An 18,564-nucleotide genomic window follows, 5' to 3' on the forward strand; every position below is an offset into this window, starting at 1 on the left:
TTAAAATCACATAATTAGTCATTTTTCATACAATTTAATCTTAACGCCCCTTGTATTTTTTAAATTACCCATCACTATTAAAACATGGCAACACCGTTGTCACTCATTAGGAGTGCTCATGTCTGAAATTATTATGAATCAAGAAACCTTAGAGCCTCAGGTTCCAAGTGTACTACCCCTTTTGGCGCTGCGTGATGTGGTGGTTTATCCGCATATGCAAATTGCGCTGTTTGTCGGTCGTGAAAAATCGATCAATGCAGTTGATGTGGCTCGTAACAGTGACAATCTAGTATTTGTAGTTGCGCAAAAAGATTCGCTTACAGAAGAAATTGATCACGACAATTTATATCAATACGGTACTGTCGCGAAGATTGTGCAAGTTGTGAATCACGAAAATGATGAAAACTGTATCAAAGTCCTGATTGAAGGACTGCACCGTGCCAAACTGAAAACCATCATTGACGAAAATGAGTATCTGACAGTAGAACATGAACTCAGCCCAATGACCGTTACGGTGGATGAAGACACTCAAGCCGTGCGCTTGCAAGAATTACGTGCGCTTTTTGCTCAATATGCAGAAGCGAAACTTCGTAATGCGCGTGAACTGATCACCGCAGCCAACAAAATTGAAGACCTGTTACAGTTATTATTCTTCGTGGCGACCCGTGTTCCATTGAATATTGATGTCAAACAAAAATTCCTGGAACATGATGAATTCGAAGCGCATTTAACTGAGCTGATGACTTATCTATTGCAACAATCTGAAGAACAGCAGATTGAGCAAACCCTGCATGACTCTGTTAAACGTCAGATGGAAAAGAACCAGCGCGAATACTTCCTGAATGAAAAAATGAAAGTCATTCAGCGCGAGCTTTCTGATATGAACGGCGGCGCGGAAGATGATGTCGCTGAAATTGAAAAACGTCTTGCTGAAGCTGATTTGCCTGAGCATGTACGTAAAAAAGCAGAAGCTGAATTCCGTAAACTCAAAGCGATGCAGCCTGCCTCAAGTGAAGCAGCAGTTGTTCGCAACTATCTGGAAGTGATTCTGGATACACCGTGGAATAAAGCCAGCAAAGTCAGCATTAACCTGAACAAAGCACAGGAAATTCTGGATGCAGACCACTATGGTCTGGACGATGTCAAAGATCGTATTGTGGAATATCTTGCGGTTCAGTCGCGTGTGAAAAAATTGCGTGGCCCAATTCTATGTTTAGTCGGTCCTCCGGGTGTTGGTAAAACCTCACTGGGTGAGTCGATTGCTAAAGCAACTGGTCGTGAATTTGTGCGTATGGCCCTTGGTGGTGTACGTGACGAAGCCGAAATTCGTGGTCATCGTCGTACCTATATCGGTGCGATGCCAGGTAAAATCGTGCAGTCATTGACTAAAGTTGGGGTGAAAAACCCGTTGTTCCTGCTCGATGAAATCGACAAGATGGCGCAAGACTACCGTGGCGATCCGGCTTCTGCAATGCTTGAAGTGCTTGATCCATCACAGAACAATAAGTTTAGCGATCACTATCTGGATCTAGATCTGGATCTGTCTGAAGTAATGTTTATCTGTACCGCAAACAGCATGAACATTCCTGAGGCCCTGCTAGACCGTATGGAAGTGATTCGTCTTCCGGGTTATACCGAAGAAGAGAAAGTCAATATTGCAGACCGCTACCTTGTTCCTAAAGCCATCAAGAACAATGGTCTACGTGCCAAAGAATTGACCGTGCATGAAGAAGCGATTCGTGACATCGTGCGCCGCTATACACGTGAAGCCGGTGTACGTAACCTTGAACGTGAAGTGTCAAAAATTGCACGTAAAGTGGTCAAAGAAGCGGTTAGCAAGAAAGCCAAAAACCTTCAGGTTGAAGTGACCGCAGGAAATCTTCCAGAATACTTAGGTCCGCATAAATTTGACTACGGTATGGCGGAAGAAGAAGCGCAAATTGGCCGTGTAAATGGTCTGGCTTGGACTTCTGTTGGTGGTGAATTACTGACCATTGAAGTTGCAGCAGTTCCAGGTAAAGGCAAGTTCATTACCACCGGTTCTCTTGGCGATGTCATGAAAGAATCGATTACCGCTGCGATGACTGTAGTGCGTACCCGTGCGGATGAACTCGGCATCGAAGCCTCGCGCTTTGAAGAAACCGACGTGCATGTGCATTTACCTGAAGGCGCAACACCGAAAGATGGTCCATCAGCAGGTTTGGCTTTGACTACAGCATTGGTATCTGCTTTCACAGGTATCCCGATTCGTCCGGATATCGCGATGACAGGTGAAACCAGTCTGGGTGGTCGTGCATTACGTATTGGCGGTTTGAAAGAGAAACTTCTTGCAGCCCATCGTGGTGGCATCAAGCTGGTCTTCATTCCACAGGAAAACGTACGTGATTTGGCGGAAATTCCTGAAAATGTAAAAGATGGTTTAGAGATTAAAGCCGTGAAATCGATTGATGAGATTTTACCGCTGGCCCTCATCTCTTTGCCAAAAGCCTTGGTGAAAGCACCGATTGTAAAAACCAAAGAAGAAGCGAAAGCAGCCCGTCATTAAGATAAGCTGATTTGCCAAAACCCTGCTCCGGCAGGGTTTTTTATTGTGTAAAGAAATTGATTAAGGTTGCAAGGCCATCGCTACCAGCCCATCAATCACATAGGTCATCTTCCTCAGATCCAGTTTATCCAAGGTGTCCAGCTCAGTATTATAATAAGGGTTACGATAATGCGCCGTATCAGTAATTAACATGGTCGAATAATTGAATTTGGCATAATTCAGATAACCAGAAAAATTCATGTCCTGAGCAAAAGTTGGACTGATAAAACGTTGACATTCCAGACGGTTAAGACTTTGCATGGCAGTACAATAATCTCCGGTCATTCCGGTCGAGGCCAAATGACCAATCGCGGCAATAAAGTTCCCATGATCTGGATAAATCCATTTCAACCCCACCGGATAAGTCTGCACCAGATTTTCATCAAAATAGCCAATTGAATCCAGAATCACCACACCTTTCAGCTTCTGCTTTTTTTTCTTGAGCGACTTGGCATGAATATAGCTGCCCATATGTTCTGTCTTGAAAAAAGGCGGCTCTTCCAAGGTATAAAAAGCAAATTCGATCTCATGTTTGAGCTTGGATTTTTGCAAGGCCAATAATCTTGCGGTTTCCAGTAAACCTGCCACTCCCGAGGCATTATTGTCAGCACCATATCGATCACTAAAGACATCATAATGCGTGCCCATGACCATTTTGGTTTTGGCCTGAGCATTTAAATGGCAAATGACATTTCGATAGCTTAGGCTATTAACTATATAGACCTGAAACTGACAGGGAATGCCAAAACGCTGCATCTGTCCTTTAATCCATGCAGACACTCGATTCAGTTCTTTAACATTCTTGTAATTTCGAAATTCATCGACACTCATGATCTGGCTGAAAAACAATTCCAGATGAGAAATTTGAGCGCGTGTGTTGGTATTGGCGGTACTGAGACTTGAGCCGATTAGACCGGTGACCAACAGCAGCAAAGTACAACATCCTTTTATGATGACCTTAGTCCGCATTTATTATTATCCATTCCTTTATCAAGCGGAGACTTGAACTCAGGACATTAAAGCAGCACTAAATCCTTCATTTCAATTTCAATTTGTTTCCTGACTCAACTTCGTGTTGTTTGATCGTTATAATGAAGTATCCAATTATTGATCTGTCTGTATGAAAATCCGTATCCTGACCATTGGTCAAAAAATGCCAGCATGGGTGCTGACTGGTTTTGAAGATTATTTCAAACGTATTCAGCCCTTTGTACAGACCCAGATTATTGAACTGCCCATGGCCAAGCGCGGCAAAAACGATTCTGAAGCGGATATCCTGAAATATCGAAATATTGAGGGTGACAGCATTTTAAATGCACTCAAGCAGAACGAAATCCTGATTGCGCTAGAAGTGGGTGGACGTGAGTTCAGTACCGAAAAACTGGCTGAAACCATGAAAGGCTGGATGCTGGAAGGCAATGATGTGGTACTGGCGATTGGCGGGCCAGATGGTCATTCGGAAGCAGTACGTAAAGCTGCTGCATGGCATTGGTCCCTGTCTAAGCTCACACTTCCCCATCCCATGGTTCGGGTGATGCTGATTGAACAACTGTACCGTGCAATGACCATTAACCATAACCATCCCTACCATCGTGCAGGTTAATGACGTTGCTGAAGCGTTCTGTTTATGCAACGTTTTGTTGAATAATTCCTCCTGCTTTTTTCGCTATTTTTAATGCATTATTGAGACATCTTCTAGATGTGGTTTGACTTATGAACTTACAAACGTTGCCCGGCTTATTTATTTCTCATGGCTCTCCTATGCTGGCGCTGAATCCTGAGCAAGTGGGTCCTGCCTTGCATCGTTTAAGCGAAAACCTGCCACGCCCGGAAGCGATTATTATCATGTCAGCGCACTGGGAAAGTGAGGCACTGGAAGTCAGTAGCGGTATTCGACCAGAGACCTGGCATGATTTCCGTGGTTTTCCGCCAGAGCTGTATCAATTACGCTATCCTGCACCAGGAAATCCTGAACTGGCCGAGCAGATCTTGGGTTTGCTGGCCAATGCCGGTTTTGCTGCACATGCCAATAGTACTCGTCCACGTGATCATGGCGTATGGATGCCGCTGCTGCATATGTATCCGGATGCGGATATTCCAGTGGTTGAAATTTCCTTGCCCATGTCGATGAGTGCCGATGAAATCTATAAAATTGGTCAAAGTCTGGCACCGCTACGTGAGCAGCAAATCCTGCTGATTGGTTCAGGCAGTATCACGCATAACCTACGTGAACTGTCTTGGGATGGAACGGCGGCTGATGTACCGGTATGGGCATCAGATTTCCGCAATTTTGTCGTCCATAAACTGGCCCATAGCGATTATGATGCGATACTGGACTGGTCCAATATTCCACACATGGCGCGTAATCATCCAACACTGGAGCATTTTGCCCCGATCTTCTTTGCGATGGGGACCGGAAGCCGCTTTAGTCTGGTGCATAGCAGTTTTAGCATGGGTTCTCTCGGCATGGATGTCTACCGCTTCGATTAATCTTGATTGAAAACTCAAAATTTTAACTTTTAAATTTGGATACATTTTGCAACCAAAATCTGCGATATGTATCCATATCTTTTAGAAATGCATCCGTTATCATTTCAATTCTTTGTTCTTTATTATAAATCCATGAAATTAAAATTTATTGTACTGGCATTATTACCTTTAACTTTTGCAGCCTGTCAGTCGGGTGATATCCAGCAGGCTGGAGATCGTACAGTGGCTACCCTACAACAAAAAAGTGCAAATCAGCTTCTTTCTGCCTACCACTGGCAACTAGATCGCGGGCTGGAACGGCCAATCGTGCTCAGTTTCGATGCTCAAGGCCGCCTGAGTGCCGTGACGGGCTGTAATGGACTCAGTACAAACTGGTCAGTGAAAGATAATATTATCAGCACCAGCGAAGTCATAGGAACCGAAATGGCCTGCGATACCGCACTGATGCAACAGGAACGCTTTGTCAGCCAGCTTTTACAAAAACGTGCAATTCCTTTTGCGCTCAATACCACGAACCTTGACCAGCCGACCCTAACGCTTTCCGCTGCCGATGGTCAAAAATATGAATTTACCGGGAAAATGACTCCGGAAACCAGACATCAGGGGCAAGCTGAAACAATTTTTCTGGAAATTTCCCCAGATACAAAATCATGTACCGGTGTGGCTCAGCAAAGCTGCTTGCAAGTTAAACAGGTTAAATATGATCAAAACGGTCTGAAGACCCAGGTCGATAAGGACTGGACATTATTCTATGACCAGATTGAAGGTTTTCAGCATTCACCGAATGAACGCCAGATTATTCGGCTAAAACGTTTTGAAATTAAGAACCCTGCGGCAGATCAATCTAAATATGCTTATATTTATGACATGGCAGTCGAGCGCGAAGCCGTGAAAGGTTCATTATAAAATATCTATCCATAAAAAAACCGAGGCTATGGCCTCGGTTTTTTTAAAGCGACACTCAATCAGACTTAGAATACGCCTTGAGCAAGCATTGCATCAGCCACTTTTACGAAGCCTGCAATGTTGGCACCGTCTACATAGTTCACAGTACCGTCTTCTTTGGTACCGAATTTTACGCAGTTACGGTGAATTTCTTTCATGATCGCATGTAAACGCTCATCAACTTCCTCAAAGGTCCAGCCTAAACGCAATGCATTTTGCGACATTTCCAGACCAGAAGTGGCAACACCACCTGCATTTGATGCTTTACCTGGCGCATAAAGCGTTTTCGCTTCAATGAATTTCTCTACAGCAGCCAAGGTTGAAGGCATGTTTGCACCTTCAGCGACACAGATCACGCCATTTGCGAGAAGCTTTTCAGCATCCTCCGCATCCAGTTCGTTTTGAGTCGCGCATGGCAGTGCGATATCACATGGAATACCCCAAGGACGTTGTCCTTCCAGATATTCAAAACCATGTTTAGAGGCAAATTCTGAAATACGACCCCGTTTTACGTTTTTAAGTTCCATCACTTCAGCAAGCAATGCTTCAGTGAAACCGTCTTTGACGTGAACCGTACCCGCAGAGTCAGAAAGTGAAACCACTTTCGCGCCCAGATACAACGCTTTGTCAGCAGCATATTGCGCAACGTTACCAGAACCTGAAATTGCGACAACTTTGTCTTTGAAGCTTTCGCCACGAGACTTGAGCATTTCCTCAGCGAAATACACAGTACCGTAACCCGTTGCTTCCGGACGCGCCAATGAACCACCGAAGGTTAAACCTTTACCGGTGAATACACATGCAGTGTCGTTACTTAATTTTTTCATCATGCCGGCCATATAGCCCACTTCACGACCGCCCACACCAATATCACCTGCAGGGATATCTGTGTTCGCACCCAGGTGACGATATAGCTCGATCATTAAAGCTTGGCAGAAACGCATGATTTCGCCTTCTGATTTGCCTTTAGGGTCAAAATCAGAACCGCCTTTACCACCACCCATAGGAAGTGTGGTTAAAGCATTTTTAAATGTTTGCTCAAAGCCTAAGAATTTTAGGATTGAAAGATTCACTGAAGGGTGGAAACGCATACCACCTTTAAATGGACCGATCGCTGAGTTGTATTGTACGCGGAACGCACGGTTTACCTGAGTTTGACCTTGGTCATCTACCCAAGAAACTCGGAACTGGATCGCACGTTCTGGCTCAACTAGACGTTCTAGCAAACCATGTGCTGCGTATTGTGGATTCTTTTGAATGAATGGCCACAAACTGGTCATCACTTCTTCGACAGCTTGAAGAAATTCTGGTTGGTGTGCATCACGTGATTTTACGTAATCTAGGAACTCATTAAGTGTGTTGTATTTCAACGCTTAATCCTCAGCAGAAAATGGATCAAAATTGGTCAAATTTACAATCAATGTTAAATTTTGGCGCAAAATATTAAATATCTTTTGTAACTAATCTACAATACTTTTTTTGAAAATACTTTAAAATTAATTTGATAACAAATATTTATATTGATTATGAATATTTTTTCTATGTCAGGAAATGCCAATTGAATCAAGGCTTAGATTCAGATTTATGCCTAGTAATAAGGCATAACTTGACCCTTAATTGCGCACGACTTAGGAGTTTAAAAATATGTTAAAATGCATAACTCGACATATTTTGTTTCACTTACTGCAAAGCTCAGCATGAGCAGCTCTGGTTATTCATGAATTCGCCAATTTCTCTGGTCCAATCGATTGATGCTTTACTCCCTCAAACCCAATGTGGACTCTGTGGTCATCGTGACGGATGTTTACCTTATGCCCAGTCGATTGCTGAGGGTGAAAATGCCAATAAATGTGTGCCAGGCGGACAGCCTGTTGCCGATGCTTTGGCTGCATTATTAAATCGTCCTGAACTTGTGGCAGAAGAAAGTGTCTGGCCCATTCAAGCCGACGGTCGCCCGCAGCGCATCAAAGCCGTAATTCGTGAAGATGAATGTATAGGCTGTACCAAATGTATTAGCGCCTGCCCGGTCGATGCGATTATTGGCGCCGGCAAACTGATGCATACAATTCTGACCGATCTGTGTACTGGCTGCGAACTGTGCATTCCACCGTGTCCGGTTGACTGTATCGATCTGGTCGAAGACCCACAGCCTTTGCCGACTGAAGCACAGCGTATTGCTGAGCAGGACGATTTACGTCAGCGCTATTATGCGCATATCCAGCGTGAAGAAAAACGCCGTACTGACCGCAAGGGCCCAGTCGTCCGTGCAGAAATCAATACTGCCCTGTTTGCCCAGTTCTCTGCTTTAAATGAGCAGCTTCCTGTGATTGAAGTTGTGAATAAGCCGGCGAATACTCCGATTACGCTAGATTCTAAAACCACGATTGAACTGGCAAAACTACGCACCCAAATTAAAAAGCTGGAAAAACAGCTTTCGGTTCGTGAAGATGCCAGCAAACGCCTGCAACTGACAGAATTAGCTGAAAAATTACAGACCTTACAGGGATAAGTACATGACCACTGCGAGCACAAAACCTGTAAAAAACATGACCAAAAAACAGATTCAGACCTTTTTTGAACGCCTGCGTGAACAGCGCCCCAATCCGAAAACCGAGCTGAATTATGCCAATCCCTTTGAATTACTGGTCGCCGTGACTCTGTCTGCCCAAGCCACCGATGTCAGCGTGAATAAGGCCACGGACAAACTGTTTCCAGTCGCCAATACACCGGAAACGATTTATGCGCTTGGTGTGGATGGTTTAAAGGAATATATCAAGACTATTGGTTTATATAACTCAAAAGCAGTTAACGTAATTAAAGCCTGTGAGATGCTGATTCAGAAGCACAACAGCGTGGTACCGGATAATCGTGCGGATCTGGAAGCCTTGCCGGGTGTGGGACGGAAAACGGCCAATGTGGTGCTGAATACTGCCTTTGGTCAACCGACCATGGCGGTGGATACACATATTTTCCGGGTTGGTAACCGTACCGGGCTGGCTACAGGTAAAAATGTGCTTGAAGTTGAGCATCGACTGGTCAAAGTGATTCCGAAAGAATTTATCATTGATTCTCATCACTGGCTGATTTTACATGGCCGTTATTGCTGTATTGCCCGTAAACCGAAATGTCATGAATGTGTGGTCGCCGATGTGTGTAACTGGCCTGATCGTTTTGAATTTGGTGCAGCGCGCGCAATTGCAGTGAAGAATATCGCTATTTCTGAATAGAATTGCAGAACTAAAATAAGACCGAAAAAAAGGTGATCAATACCTCACCTTTTCTACAATTTTCAGCATACCGCTTTTATTTAAAACTGGACTCAGCTTCCACTTAAGCATGCCGAATTATTTATTCTGATCGTGTTCAGCCTGTTCCTGTTCTTTTTTGCGCTGTTCAAGCTCCGCCTGCAATTTCGGGTGCAACTGGCGTTGTGGATGCTTGGCTGCATTTTCTGCACGTTCTTCCTGACGTACTTTATTCAGTATTTTAAAACTCATATAAAACAGACCCATCAACACTGCCAGAAATATAACCATCAACACCAACACGCCAAATTTCATAGCCACAGCACCTGTTCAAATACGCAATAAAAAAGAGCCCTAATATGACTTAGGGCTCTTCGATTGTCAAAATCATCGTTAGCCGATTATTTTGCTTGATCCAGAATCGCGAAAAGCTCAGTCTGAACCTGATCGATTGGACGCAGACCGTTTAACTTGTTGTAAGTCGGTGCATTTTCACCTGATGCTGCACGGCCCTGATAGAAGCCCACCAGTTGCTCAGTTTCAGTATGGTAAGAACCTAAACGCTTACGAATTGTCGCTTCCAGATCATCTGGACGCTGAACCAGATCTTCACCCGTTTCGTCATCTTTACCTTCCACTTTTGGCGGGTTATAAACGATGTGATACACACGGCCAGATGCCGGGTGCTGACGACGGCCAGAAAGACGTTGTACGATCTCTTCATCTGGAACATCGATTTCAATCACGTGATCGATGTTGATACCTTCGTTTTCTAAAGCTTCTGCTTGAGGAATGGTACGCGGGAAACCATCAAAAATACAGCCATTTACACAATCAGGTTGCGCAATACGCTCTTTGACCAGACCAATGATCAACTCATCAGAAACCAAACCGCCATTGTCCATGACACTTTTAGCTTGTAGACCTAATTCAGTTCCTTCACGAATTGCAGCACGGAGCATATCACCGGTTGAAATTTGTGGGATATTGTAGCGCTTACAGATCAACTGAGCTTGTGTACCTTTACCTGCTCCAGGTGGTCCGAGTAAGATAATGCGCATATATAAACATCCTCATTTAAACAATATGTATGACGCCACGACCACAATCGCCCGATTGTGTCCCCCGGCATCTCATTATAAGAAAGCCACAAACAAATGGATTAAACCCGCGACAAAACCGGTTACCCCACCCAATAAAATCAGAATCCATTCATCTTCCTGAAATGCAGGACGTAAAAGATTCTGAAACTCCTTCGGAGTCAACTCGCGTATGCGGTCTCTAAACATTTGATAGATTTTCTGTGCACGGCTCGCATTAAATGCTGGGTCGCATACAGGCACCATCGTAATTTCAATCGAGCGATCGATCAAGTCCGTCTTGAGTTTTGCATACTCTTTTGGCCCTAAAGACAGCTGTAAAGAGGTCCGAACCAGGGGTGTTTCCATAATTTCATTAATATGACGTTTGACAATGCGGCGGGTTTTGTCTTTTTTCCCGCCATACATCATCTCGGTCATGATCGATTTTAACGTAATCAGATCTTCTGTGACTACACTTGCGAAAACATCAGAGACTTCATCCTGACGTTTCATAAATGCGCCTTGTATGTTATAGGTGCCAATACGCGGAATGACAGGTTTAATCCATGGAAACTTGCGACTTGTGGTACGGCTAAAGAATTGCGGGTACTTTACCGGGTGCGGATAGAGCGGGTTGAATACCATCCAGATTGCAATCCAGTTAGTCAAAAAGCCCCAGATGGCAGCCCAGAACGGGACAGTCCAGTGCCACGGCACCACGAACCAGACAATCATCTGGAAAATACCAAAGAACATGCCGATGAGTGCACTGATATGCCAAATAAAATTGATTTCTTTTTGGCCCACTTTCAGGAACATGCGCACCATTAACCGACGGTCACCTTCCATCTGGCTGACCACCATTTCACGCATATCGACAAGTGACTCGACGTTCATGGTCAGCTCGGTCACCAATTCACGCAAAATTGCCGGCATTTGTTTTTGTGCCTGTGCATAAATTCTGCGTTTGATGGCAAAAGGCAGGTTTTCCCAAAGGACTGCATTACGATCCATCATCACTTCATCAATCAGATGTTCCAGTTCGAAACCGACCTGTTCACCAATGATCCGTGCCATATCATCTGGATCCATGGCCTCTAAAAATTCGCGGATGGAACCTAGTTTAGACAAAGTGTTATCGGTAATAATGCCTGAAATACGGCCAGCTTTGCGTGGCACGATCCCCTGCCAGCCGACAGGTACAGGACCGAGATGGACACCCCAAAAATTGATCGGATAAAACACCATTTTCAGTGCCATCCAGACGTGAGCCCACGTTACAAATGCGGTCACCGGAATAATGCTGAGCACGGCCCAAAAATCCGGGCGATTCACAAAGGTTTGCCACAATTCGTTGACGTACTCAAGCATGCATAAGTTCCATATTTAATTTTTTGTTCACAGAATACACATATTTATAAGGTCAAATATTTTGTCTATAAACCGATACTTAAAGTATAGGAAAATTGTAGTCGCGGTTCAGTTTCGGCCACCACACGACCATTTCGATCTTCAAATTTCTCTCCGGCACCAATGCCGACACTAAAACTGCTGATTCGCTCTGAACTCAACAAAACATAGGCCAAATCAATTCCAGCACCTAAGCGGGCCTTGTATTCATTGTCGACGCGTTTGCTTTCAATATGACCCGCATAGCCTCCGACATAATACCCATTTTTATCCTTGCCGGTCAGATGTGCAGGATAACGAAAGCCTACTTGTCCCCCTATCGTTCGATCATCATCCAGAAAAACCCCACCTTTCACATAAGCAATCCCATAAGGATTAACCCATTCAGTATTTAAATGTACCAGCTTCCGGGTAAAACCAGCCCCAACATGAAAGGCTTTTGCCTGAGTAGCTTCTACTTTATCTGCAGTATTATTGATTTGATCATGTGCATAGGCCCCGTTCGCCCACAATGCAAACGCCAACAAAGGGTAAACCTTGTTCATTCCTTCACCATCTTCCTTAATTATAGTTTTTGGTATAGTCCTATTTTTATTCGATTTTACTGTATCAGAATTATCACAACTCTTATATACAGCACTTTACAATTTTCATGTCTGCAAAGTCAAAGCTTAAAGGAACTGATCGTAATGGCAGTTTTTCATTATCAAATCAAGTCCAGTTGCGTTAGAATATTCCACTTTGATTCTTTCCTCCTTTCCTCAGGTCTCAAGTCGATCGCGTATGAAGCAGCACTTTCCTTTAAAAAATGCACAACAAGAAAAGCGCATCTATCGTAGTCGAGTATGGATTTCTGTTGGAATAGTCATCTTTTTTATGCTGCTGCTGGTTAGCCGCTATGCCTATTTACAACTCTTTAATTTCGAGACCTTCAGTACCGCTTCTGACCAAAACCGGATTCGTCTGCAACCTCTGCCTCCAGCGCGCGGTTATATTTATGACCGTAACGGCGTATTGCTGGCCGATAACTACCCGGTTTTTACCGCAACTTTAAGCCGCGCCGATGTGCAGGATATTGACCAGACTTTGGAACGTCTGAAGCCTATTCTGGAGCTGACTGAAGAAGATATTGAACGCTTCCAAAGCCGGATCAAAACAGCACGTAGAACCGAACGGGTTTCGATCAAGCTCAACCTGAATGAAAATGATATTGCCCGTTTTAGCGAGGTCAAATATCAGTTTCCGGGCGTGAATATTGAAACCCAGATGACCCGCTATTATCCGCATGGCGACCTGTTTGCCCATGTGATTGGTTATGTGGGCCGGATTAATGACAAAGAACTCAAAGCCATTGACAAGGATCTGTATGCCGGAACCAACCTGATCGGGAAAATCGGGGTAGAAAAATCCTATGAAGAACTTCTGCATGGGGTGCCAGGAAATGAATCGGTAGAAGCAGACGCTTTTGGTAATGTGCTACGGCATTTGGGCCGTAAGGATCCGGTGCGCGGTAATGATCTGTTCTTGTCACTGGATTATGGTTTGCAGGTGGTGGCTTCAGAGCAACTGGCTGGACGCCGTGGTGCGATTGTCGCGATGAATCCGAAAACTGGGGAAATTCTGGCACTGGTTTCCAGTCCAAGTTTCAATCCAAATCTGTTTGTAACCGGTATCAGTCATAAAGATTATAGTGATCTGCGTGATAATCTGGATCAACCTTTATACAACCGCGCCGTGCAAGGGGTTTATCCTCCTGGTTCAACCATTAAACCGATGTTTGCATTGGGCGGCCTGCATTATGGTCTGGTGGACTGGGATACCACTATTTCTGATCCGGGCTATTTCAGTCTGCCGGGCGATAGTCACCGCTTCCGTGACCATAAAAAATCCGGGCATGGCGCAGTCAACATGCACAAAGCTCAGGTCGTTTCTTGTGATACTTATTTCTATGTCATGTCCTACCGCATGGGCATTGAGAAAATGAACACCTGGATGCGTCAGTTTGGTTTTGGTGAAAAAACCGGCGTGGATTTACCAAGTGAAAGCTCAGGACTGTACCCGAACCCGGAATGGAAGATGCGTACCCGTAACGCCAAATGGTTACGAGGTGAAACTATTTCGGTGAGTATCGGTCAGGGGGCTTTCACTTCAACGCCGTTACAACTGGCCATGGCAACGGCCATTACCGCCAACCATGGCAATAAAGTCATTCCGCATGTGTTACGTGAAAGTCGCGGTGCCAAAACGTTCAAGGTACATAATGGTACCCACGGCAAAATCGATTTTAATGGTCAGGAAGAAGACTGGATCAAGATGCGTGATGCCATGGTCGACGTGATTCAATCTGGTACAGGCCGAGGCATCAAAAGTGGCTTACAATATTCCATTGCAGGTAAAACTGGTACAGCTCAGGTGAAGAGTATTGCTCAAGGCAAGCGTTATAATGAATCCTTATTGACCGACCGTCAGCTGGATCATGGCCTGTTTGTCGGTTTTGCACCTGCTGAAAATCCTGAAATTGCGATTGCGGTCATTCTGGAAAATGGTCGTGGCGGTAGTGCAGCCACTGTGCTGGCTCGTCCGATTTTTGATTATTGGTTGCTGCATAAAGATAAGAAGCCGGTACGCCCGCAAGGTCATCAGCTCAGTGGTGGTCTGATGACAGCCGGAATCAAGCCTGCTGAATTGCCAAGTGGTGCAGGCATGTTGAGTCAAGATGCAGCAACTGTAGCTCCAGCCAATATTCAGCCACCAGATCCTGCCACCAATCCATCTGCAAATGCAGCTGCTCCAGCTGTAGCGCCTCCTGCTCCCACACCGGTAGAACGAGACTAAAATGAAAAACCAACTTCGAATTATTGGGGGTGACTGGAAACGTCGTCAACTACCTTTTGCCAGCATTGAGGGTTTACGCCCGACGCCTGATCGAGTACGCGAAACCCTGTTTAACTGGCTTATGTGGGACGTACAAAATGCACAGGTTTTGGACATTTGTGCAGGATCTGGTGCCTTGGCTTTTGAAGCCTTATCGCGTGGTGCGGCCTCAGTCGTCATGATTGAACCAGATCGTACTCAGGCACAATTCCTGACCCAGAATCTTGAACTATTACAAGTCACCAAAGCACGCGCCCAATTGAAAATAGCAACGGCGCAGCAAGCGTTAACCAGCCTGCAAACACAATTTGATCTGGTTTTTCTCGATCCACCGTATAGCCTGAACTTATGGGAAGAGCTGGCATTACAGGCGGATCATCTGGTGAAAAATAATGCTTATATTTATGTGGAAGCAGACCGTGATCTACAGTTGCTTAAATTACCAGTGTCATGGCGACTCATTAAAAATACCAAAGCCGGTACAGTGCGTGCAGGGCTTTATCAAAAAAGTGTTTCTTAAATAAAGTCACAATTAAGACCCATTAAAAAAAGGATTCCGCGGTGGAATCCTTTTTTGTCAATAATAGTCAAACTGAAAGACGCGAGAAGTATTTTAGTCACGATCACGGCGCCAATCACGGTTGTCACCTCTGTCACGCTTCCAATCCCGATGATCTCTATGCTCCCGATTTTTCCAGTCACGATCCTTGTGGTCTCGATCATAATGTCCGTTGCGATCCCGGTGATCACGAGAACCATCATCCCATGGATCAACCACACAACCAGTTAATGACACTGCCAATACAGAAAGTAAAATCGCTTTTTTAATCATGTCCCTAATCTCTTTACTGCACCCTATCAGTATCAGGCGAGTTCATGGAGACTAAACGAACTCATTGTTGCTCTGTTGTAGTGATTTATGCATTTTTATGCAGGAATAAAAAACTCATTCCTTATTTTCGTTTTAATATTTTACGCACATTTGAACTTTAATTTGCATAAATACAGCTAACTAAAAGCTTGGCTTTTGCCCTGATCTTTAGAATACTGCTGCCTTTCCTTCTGACCTGACCTTTATGACCTGGCTGTTATTTATTCTTGGTGCAATGGTCGCTGGTTTCGTACAGGGGCTGACCGGTTTTGCCTTTGCCCTGATTGCCATGTCATTCTGGGTCTGGGTATTGGCTCCGCAACTGGCAGCGCCCTTGCTGGTATTTGCTTCTATCTGGAGTCATTTAATTTCACTGACGCAGGAACAGAAGCCCCCAATATTATCTAAACAGTGGCTACTGCCTTATTTAGTGGCTGGTCTGATTGGCGTACCGCTCGGCACTTACCTGCTGCACATCATCCAAGCTGATACATTTAAATTGGTTTTGGGCATTTTTCTGGTGCTCTGGTCTCCGCTGATGCTGCTCAATCCACAAATCAAAACCATTCAGCGCTCGGGAAAAATAGCCGACAGTAGTATCGGATTGATGGGTGGAATATTAGGTGGACTCGGTGGTTTCTGCGGAGCTATCCCTTCAGCATGGGTGATGTTGAAACAACTCCCGAAAGCCCAGCAACGCTATATCTTGAGGCATTTTAATTTTGCAGTTCAGGTCTTCGCACTCGGTACCTATCTATGGCAAGGTATGATCGATCAAAGTCATTTACCCTATATGGCAGTGTTAATAGTTTTTGTCAGTATTCCGGCCATTTTAGGGGCAAAACTCTTCTATAAAATTTCTGAACTGCTGTTTAAACGCATTATCCTGAGTTTGCTGTTCAGTGCCGGCTGTTTTCTTCTAGCGTCCCAATTCATTTAAGCCCAATCTCATGCAGAATCCGTTTACTTTGCCTCAGGCTTGAATCCGCTGACATAACTGCTATGTTAGGGCCAATATTTCGTAATATAGATCATCATTATGCAGATTCGTGATCAGATTGTTCTCGTTACCGGCGGAGCACGTGGCTTGGGCTTGGCGATTACTCAAGCCCTATTGGCAGAAGGTGCTCGCGTCGTCGTCAATTATCATAGCAGTCAGCAAACCGCCGAACAGCTTGCGCAGCAGTATCCTGAGCAGGTTTTTATTTATCAGGCCGATGTCACTCAGGCTGATCAGGTACGGACTTTATTTGCTGCGGCAAAAAACCATTTCGGGGAAGCGATTCATGCGGTCGTCAATAATGCGCTGATTCAGTTTGAATTTAATGGGGATGATCGTCCTAAGGTTGAAGATTTAACTTGGGAGACCATGTCACGTCAATTCAGTGGTGCAGTACAGGCTGCCCTCAATACCACGCAAGCCGCACTAGATGATATGAAGCACACGGGTTTTGGCCGGATCATCAATATCGGCACAAACTTGGTGCAAAATCCGGTGGTTCCTTATCATGACTATACCGCAGCAAAAGCGGCTTTACTGGCCTTTACCCGCACTACGGCGCAGGATTTGGGACAATATGGTATTAATGTCAATATGCTCTCTGGCGGCCTGTTACAAACCACAGATGCCAGTAAAGCCACACCAGACTTTGTTTTTGATCTAATTGCTCAATCAACTCCTTTACGCCGCGTGATTACACCAGAAGAGTTTGCTGCTGCAATCCTGATGTTTTTATCGCCTTATTCACGTGCCGTGACCGGACAAAACCTGATTGTGGATGGCGGCTTGGTTAAAGGTTAACTGACCAGAGAATAGACCGGGATTTTTAGATTCTATTGTTCTATTTTTTGACCATCTGGTAGATTAAAAAGGTTTTGTGACCGGATTTTACTTCTACAATACGGTGTTCCCATAAAACCTTTTGTCTATTTTCTATGAAATTTATCACGACATTGCTCAGTACCCTATTGCTGGCAGGTTGTATGTCTAGCGATCTGAAAAAATCGGAACAGCTGCTGCAAAATTTCCAGTGCTCCCAGATCGAGATGTCACAGATGTCGCATACTAGTATGACCGATTATTATCAGCATTCGCTCTATAGCACAAAATCCAAGGCCGAAGCGTATATCGAGCATTATCACCAAGGTGAAAAGTTATTTGATATTCCCTTATCGGAAGTTGTGCAACAGCAATATGAGCTGTATAAAAGTGCCTGTCAAAGCCTCGGTGGAATTTTACCCGCTTCTGAAAACTAAGTAGTATTTGTCTGATATTCTTAATTCTTAGACAATAAAAAAGCAGGGAAAATACCCTGCTCTTTTTACAACGCAATTTTAATTCTGATAATAACGCTGATCGACACTGAAACATTCAGGGAATTTTGGCTGAATATCTGCATAAAATGCCATGATTTCCCCCATATCTTTTTCATAATCCCCTGTCGGATAAACAATTTTACCTACGCCAGTTTTCTTCTTGGCATAGTCCATATAGGCCAATGCAATCGGCACACCGGCATTAATCGCTACATGATAAAAACCTGTCTTCCACTGTTCCTGTTTGGCACGAGTTGCTTCTGGCGTCACCAACATCACCAGTTTAGGATGGGTCTTGAATAATTCCGTCATCAGCTGAACCATGCTCGGACGAGGCTCACCCGGCTGTTTAGGACGGCGATCAATCCCGATACCGCCCATAGCACGCACAAAAGGCCCAAATGGCAATTTCATGTAACTGTCTTTAATGGTTAAGCGAACATTCACGCCTAATGCTTTTAAGGCCAGTCGCGCATAGAGTGCATCCCAATTACTGGTATGAGGAGCAGCAATCATGACACATTGGTCTAAATCTAGGGGCCAATGGTTATCAATTTCCCAACCCATCAGGTTCAGGCTTTGTTCTGCTAACTTCTCAAACACGTCACGCACCAATTCTATTCAAAATTGCGCGAATTTTAGCAACCTCGGCAAATATAGATAGTGCTCTATGATCAATAAATAAACAATTAATCTATATTTGTATAATTAGAATTTTTAAATGAATAGTTGATTATTTTTTCCACC

General features: G+C 44.5%; 19 protein-coding genes. 11 read left to right on the top strand and 8 right to left on the bottom strand.

Going from position 1 to position 18,564, the window contains the following annotated elements; genetic code table 11:
• Positions 1 to 118 precede the first annotated feature (118 nt).
• Positions 119 to 2,545: an endopeptidase La gene (lon, locus tag FTU40_RS01380; protein ID WP_180039481.1), complete on the top strand. Its 2,427-nt coding sequence runs from the start codon at positions 119 to 121 to the stop codon at positions 2,543 to 2,545.
• Positions 2,546 to 2,605: 60 nt separating this feature from the next.
• Here the strand turns inward: lon and FTU40_RS01385 are convergent, their stop codons facing one another.
• Entirely contained in the window at positions 2,606 to 3,553 is a 948-nt protein-coding gene (locus FTU40_RS01385) for a M28 family peptidase (protein ID WP_180039483.1), read from the bottom strand.
• 151 nt (positions 3,554 to 3,704) lie between these two features.
• On the opposite strand from FTU40_RS01385, the gene rlmH reads away from it, so the two are divergent.
• The 3 genes from rlmH to FTU40_RS01400 all read left to right on the top strand — a co-directional run bounded on the left by rlmH (position 3,705) and on the right by FTU40_RS01400 (position 5,980).
• Positions 3,705 to 4,187 (top strand): 23S rRNA (pseudouridine(1915)-N(3))-methyltransferase RlmH, encoded by a 483-nt coding sequence (gene rlmH, locus FTU40_RS01390; RefSeq protein WP_005096341.1) that lies wholly within the window; start codon positions 3,705 to 3,707, stop codon positions 4,185 to 4,187.
• Positions 4,188 to 4,297: 110 nt separating this feature from the next.
• Positions 4,298 to 5,074 carry a class III extradiol ring-cleavage dioxygenase gene (locus tag FTU40_RS01395; RefSeq protein ID WP_005096339.1) on the top strand — a complete coding sequence of 259 codons (777 nt, stop codon included), beginning with the start codon at positions 4,298 to 4,300 and terminating at the stop codon, positions 5,072 to 5,074.
• A gap of 132 nt (positions 5,075 to 5,206) precedes the next feature.
• Positions 5,207 to 5,980, top strand: a complete 774-nt coding sequence (locus FTU40_RS01400) for an META and DUF4377 domain-containing protein (RefSeq protein ID WP_218951618.1) — start codon at positions 5,207 to 5,209, stop codon at positions 5,978 to 5,980.
• A gap of 65 nt (positions 5,981 to 6,045) precedes the next feature.
• Here FTU40_RS01400 and gdhA read toward each other — a convergent pair whose 3' ends face one another.
• The gene (gene gdhA / locus FTU40_RS01405) at positions 6,046 to 7,389 is read right to left on the bottom strand and encodes an NADP-specific glutamate dehydrogenase (protein WP_074383062.1); all 1,344 of its coding nucleotides are present in this window, start codon (positions 7,387 to 7,389) and stop codon (positions 6,046 to 6,048) included.
• Between the two features lie 347 nt (positions 7,390 to 7,736).
• Between gdhA and FTU40_RS01410 the strand changes: the two genes are divergently transcribed.
• On the top strand, positions 7,737 to 8,528 hold the full coding sequence (locus FTU40_RS01410) for an RnfABCDGE type electron transport complex subunit B (protein WP_100328793.1): 792 nt from the start codon (positions 7,737 to 7,739) through the stop codon (positions 8,526 to 8,528).
• A 4-nt stretch (positions 8,529 to 8,532) separates the two neighbouring features.
• Positions 8,533 to 9,246 carry an endonuclease III gene (gene nth / locus FTU40_RS01415; RefSeq protein WP_100328794.1) on the top strand — a complete coding sequence of 238 codons (714 nt, stop codon included), beginning with the start codon at positions 8,533 to 8,535 and terminating at the stop codon, positions 9,244 to 9,246.
• Positions 9,247 to 9,363: 117 nt separating this feature from the next.
• Here the strand turns inward: nth and FTU40_RS01420 are convergent, their stop codons facing one another.
• The 4 genes from FTU40_RS01420 to FTU40_RS01435 form a co-directional block, all read right to left on the bottom strand.
• On the bottom strand, positions 9,364 to 9,579 hold the full coding sequence (locus FTU40_RS01420) for a DUF3149 domain-containing protein (protein WP_005096331.1): 216 nt from the start codon (positions 9,577 to 9,579) through the stop codon (positions 9,364 to 9,366).
• Between the two features lie 86 nt (positions 9,580 to 9,665).
• On the bottom strand, positions 9,666 to 10,325 hold the full coding sequence (adk, locus tag FTU40_RS01425; protein WP_005096329.1) for an adenylate kinase: 660 nt from the start codon (positions 10,323 to 10,325) through the stop codon (positions 9,666 to 9,668).
• 75 nt (positions 10,326 to 10,400) lie between these two features.
• Entirely contained in the window at positions 10,401 to 11,717 is a 1,317-nt protein-coding gene (locus FTU40_RS01430) for a hypothetical protein (RefSeq protein WP_005096327.1), read from the bottom strand.
• A 65-nt stretch (positions 11,718 to 11,782) separates the two neighbouring features.
• The gene (locus tag FTU40_RS01435) at positions 11,783 to 12,301 is read right to left on the bottom strand and encodes a hypothetical protein (protein ID WP_180039487.1); all 519 of its coding nucleotides are present in this window, start codon (positions 12,299 to 12,301) and stop codon (positions 11,783 to 11,785) included.
• A gap of 238 nt (positions 12,302 to 12,539) precedes the next feature.
• Between FTU40_RS01435 and mrdA the strand changes: the two genes are divergently transcribed.
• Positions 12,540 to 14,591 carry a penicillin-binding protein 2 gene (mrdA, locus tag FTU40_RS01440; RefSeq protein ID WP_005171906.1) on the top strand — a complete coding sequence of 684 codons (2,052 nt, stop codon included), beginning with the start codon at positions 12,540 to 12,542 and terminating at the stop codon, positions 14,589 to 14,591.
• Between the two features lies 1 nt (position 14,592).
• Positions 14,593 to 15,150, top strand: coding sequence for a 16S rRNA (guanine(966)-N(2))-methyltransferase RsmD (rsmD, locus tag FTU40_RS01445; RefSeq protein ID WP_100328796.1), 558 nt, complete (start codon positions 14,593 to 14,595; stop codon positions 15,148 to 15,150).
• Between the two features lie 93 nt (positions 15,151 to 15,243).
• Here the strand turns inward: rsmD and FTU40_RS01450 are convergent, their stop codons facing one another.
• On the bottom strand, positions 15,244 to 15,462 hold the full coding sequence (locus tag FTU40_RS01450; protein WP_005171910.1) for a hypothetical protein: 219 nt from the start codon (positions 15,460 to 15,462) through the stop codon (positions 15,244 to 15,246).
• A gap of 244 nt (positions 15,463 to 15,706) precedes the next feature.
• On the opposite strand from FTU40_RS01450, the gene FTU40_RS01455 reads away from it, so the two are divergent.
• The 3 genes from FTU40_RS01455 to FTU40_RS01465 all read left to right on the top strand — a co-directional run bounded on the left by FTU40_RS01455 (position 15,707) and on the right by FTU40_RS01465 (position 17,757).
• The gene (locus FTU40_RS01455) at positions 15,707 to 16,441 is read left to right on the top strand and encodes a sulfite exporter TauE/SafE family protein (RefSeq protein ID WP_180039490.1); all 735 of its coding nucleotides are present in this window, start codon (positions 15,707 to 15,709) and stop codon (positions 16,439 to 16,441) included.
• Positions 16,442 to 16,540: 99 nt separating this feature from the next.
• Entirely contained in the window at positions 16,541 to 17,302 is a 762-nt protein-coding gene (locus FTU40_RS01460) for a 3-oxoacyl-ACP reductase (RefSeq protein ID WP_180039492.1), read from the top strand.
• 134 nt (positions 17,303 to 17,436) lie between these two features.
• Positions 17,437 to 17,757 (top strand): hypothetical protein, encoded by a 321-nt coding sequence (locus tag FTU40_RS01465; RefSeq protein WP_005096317.1) that lies wholly within the window; start codon positions 17,437 to 17,439, stop codon positions 17,755 to 17,757.
• 78 nt (positions 17,758 to 17,835) lie between these two features.
• Here the strand turns inward: FTU40_RS01465 and FTU40_RS01470 are convergent, their stop codons facing one another.
• Positions 17,836 to 18,384: a 1-acyl-sn-glycerol-3-phosphate acyltransferase gene (locus tag FTU40_RS01470; protein WP_180039556.1), complete on the bottom strand. Its 549-nt coding sequence runs from the start codon at positions 18,382 to 18,384 to the stop codon at positions 17,836 to 17,838.
• Positions 18,385 to 18,564 lie beyond the last annotated feature (180 nt).

The organism is Acinetobacter sp. YH12100 (assembly GCF_013419135.1).
Classification (GTDB): domain Bacteria; phylum Pseudomonadota; class Gammaproteobacteria; order Pseudomonadales; family Moraxellaceae; genus Acinetobacter; species Acinetobacter pseudolwoffii.

Coding starts and splice junctions, on each gene's coding strand:
- lon (WP_180039481.1), top strand. CDS start 119: ATGTCTGAAATTATTATGAATCAAGAAACCTTAGAGCCTCAGGTTCCA.
- FTU40_RS01385 (WP_180039483.1), bottom strand. CDS start 3,553: ATGCGGACTAAGGTCATCATAAAAGGATGTTGTACTTTGCTGCTGTTG.
- rlmH (WP_005096341.1), top strand. CDS start 3,705: ATGAAAATCCGTATCCTGACCATTGGTCAAAAAATGCCAGCATGGGTG.
- FTU40_RS01395 (WP_005096339.1), top strand. CDS start 4,298: ATGAACTTACAAACGTTGCCCGGCTTATTTATTTCTCATGGCTCTCCT.
- FTU40_RS01400 (WP_218951618.1), top strand. CDS start 5,207: ATGAAATTAAAATTTATTGTACTGGCATTATTACCTTTAACTTTTGCA.
- FTU40_RS01410 (WP_100328793.1), top strand. CDS start 7,737: ATGAATTCGCCAATTTCTCTGGTCCAATCGATTGATGCTTTACTCCCT.
- nth (WP_100328794.1), top strand. CDS start 8,533: ATGACCACTGCGAGCACAAAACCTGTAAAAAACATGACCAAAAAACAG.
- FTU40_RS01420 (WP_005096331.1), bottom strand. CDS start 9,579: ATGAAATTTGGCGTGTTGGTGTTGATGGTTATATTTCTGGCAGTGTTG.
- adk (WP_005096329.1), bottom strand. CDS start 10,325: ATGCGCATTATCTTACTCGGACCACCTGGAGCAGGTAAAGGTACACAA.
- FTU40_RS01430 (WP_005096327.1), bottom strand. CDS start 11,717: ATGCTTGAGTACGTCAACGAATTGTGGCAAACCTTTGTGAATCGCCCG.
- FTU40_RS01435 (WP_180039487.1), bottom strand. CDS start 12,301: ATGAACAAGGTTTACCCTTTGTTGGCGTTTGCATTGTGGGCGAACGGG.
- mrdA (WP_005171906.1), top strand. CDS start 12,540: ATGAAGCAGCACTTTCCTTTAAAAAATGCACAACAAGAAAAGCGCATC.
- rsmD (WP_100328796.1), top strand. CDS start 14,593: ATGAAAAACCAACTTCGAATTATTGGGGGTGACTGGAAACGTCGTCAA.
- FTU40_RS01450 (WP_005171910.1), bottom strand. CDS start 15,462: ATGATTAAAAAAGCGATTTTACTTTCTGTATTGGCAGTGTCATTAACT.
- FTU40_RS01455 (WP_180039490.1), top strand. CDS start 15,707: ATGACCTGGCTGTTATTTATTCTTGGTGCAATGGTCGCTGGTTTCGTA.
- FTU40_RS01460 (WP_180039492.1), top strand. CDS start 16,541: ATGCAGATTCGTGATCAGATTGTTCTCGTTACCGGCGGAGCACGTGGC.
- FTU40_RS01465 (WP_005096317.1), top strand. CDS start 17,437: ATGAAATTTATCACGACATTGCTCAGTACCCTATTGCTGGCAGGTTGT.
- FTU40_RS01470 (WP_180039556.1), bottom strand. CDS start 18,384: ATGGGTTGGGAAATTGATAACCATTGGCCCCTAGATTTAGACCAATGT.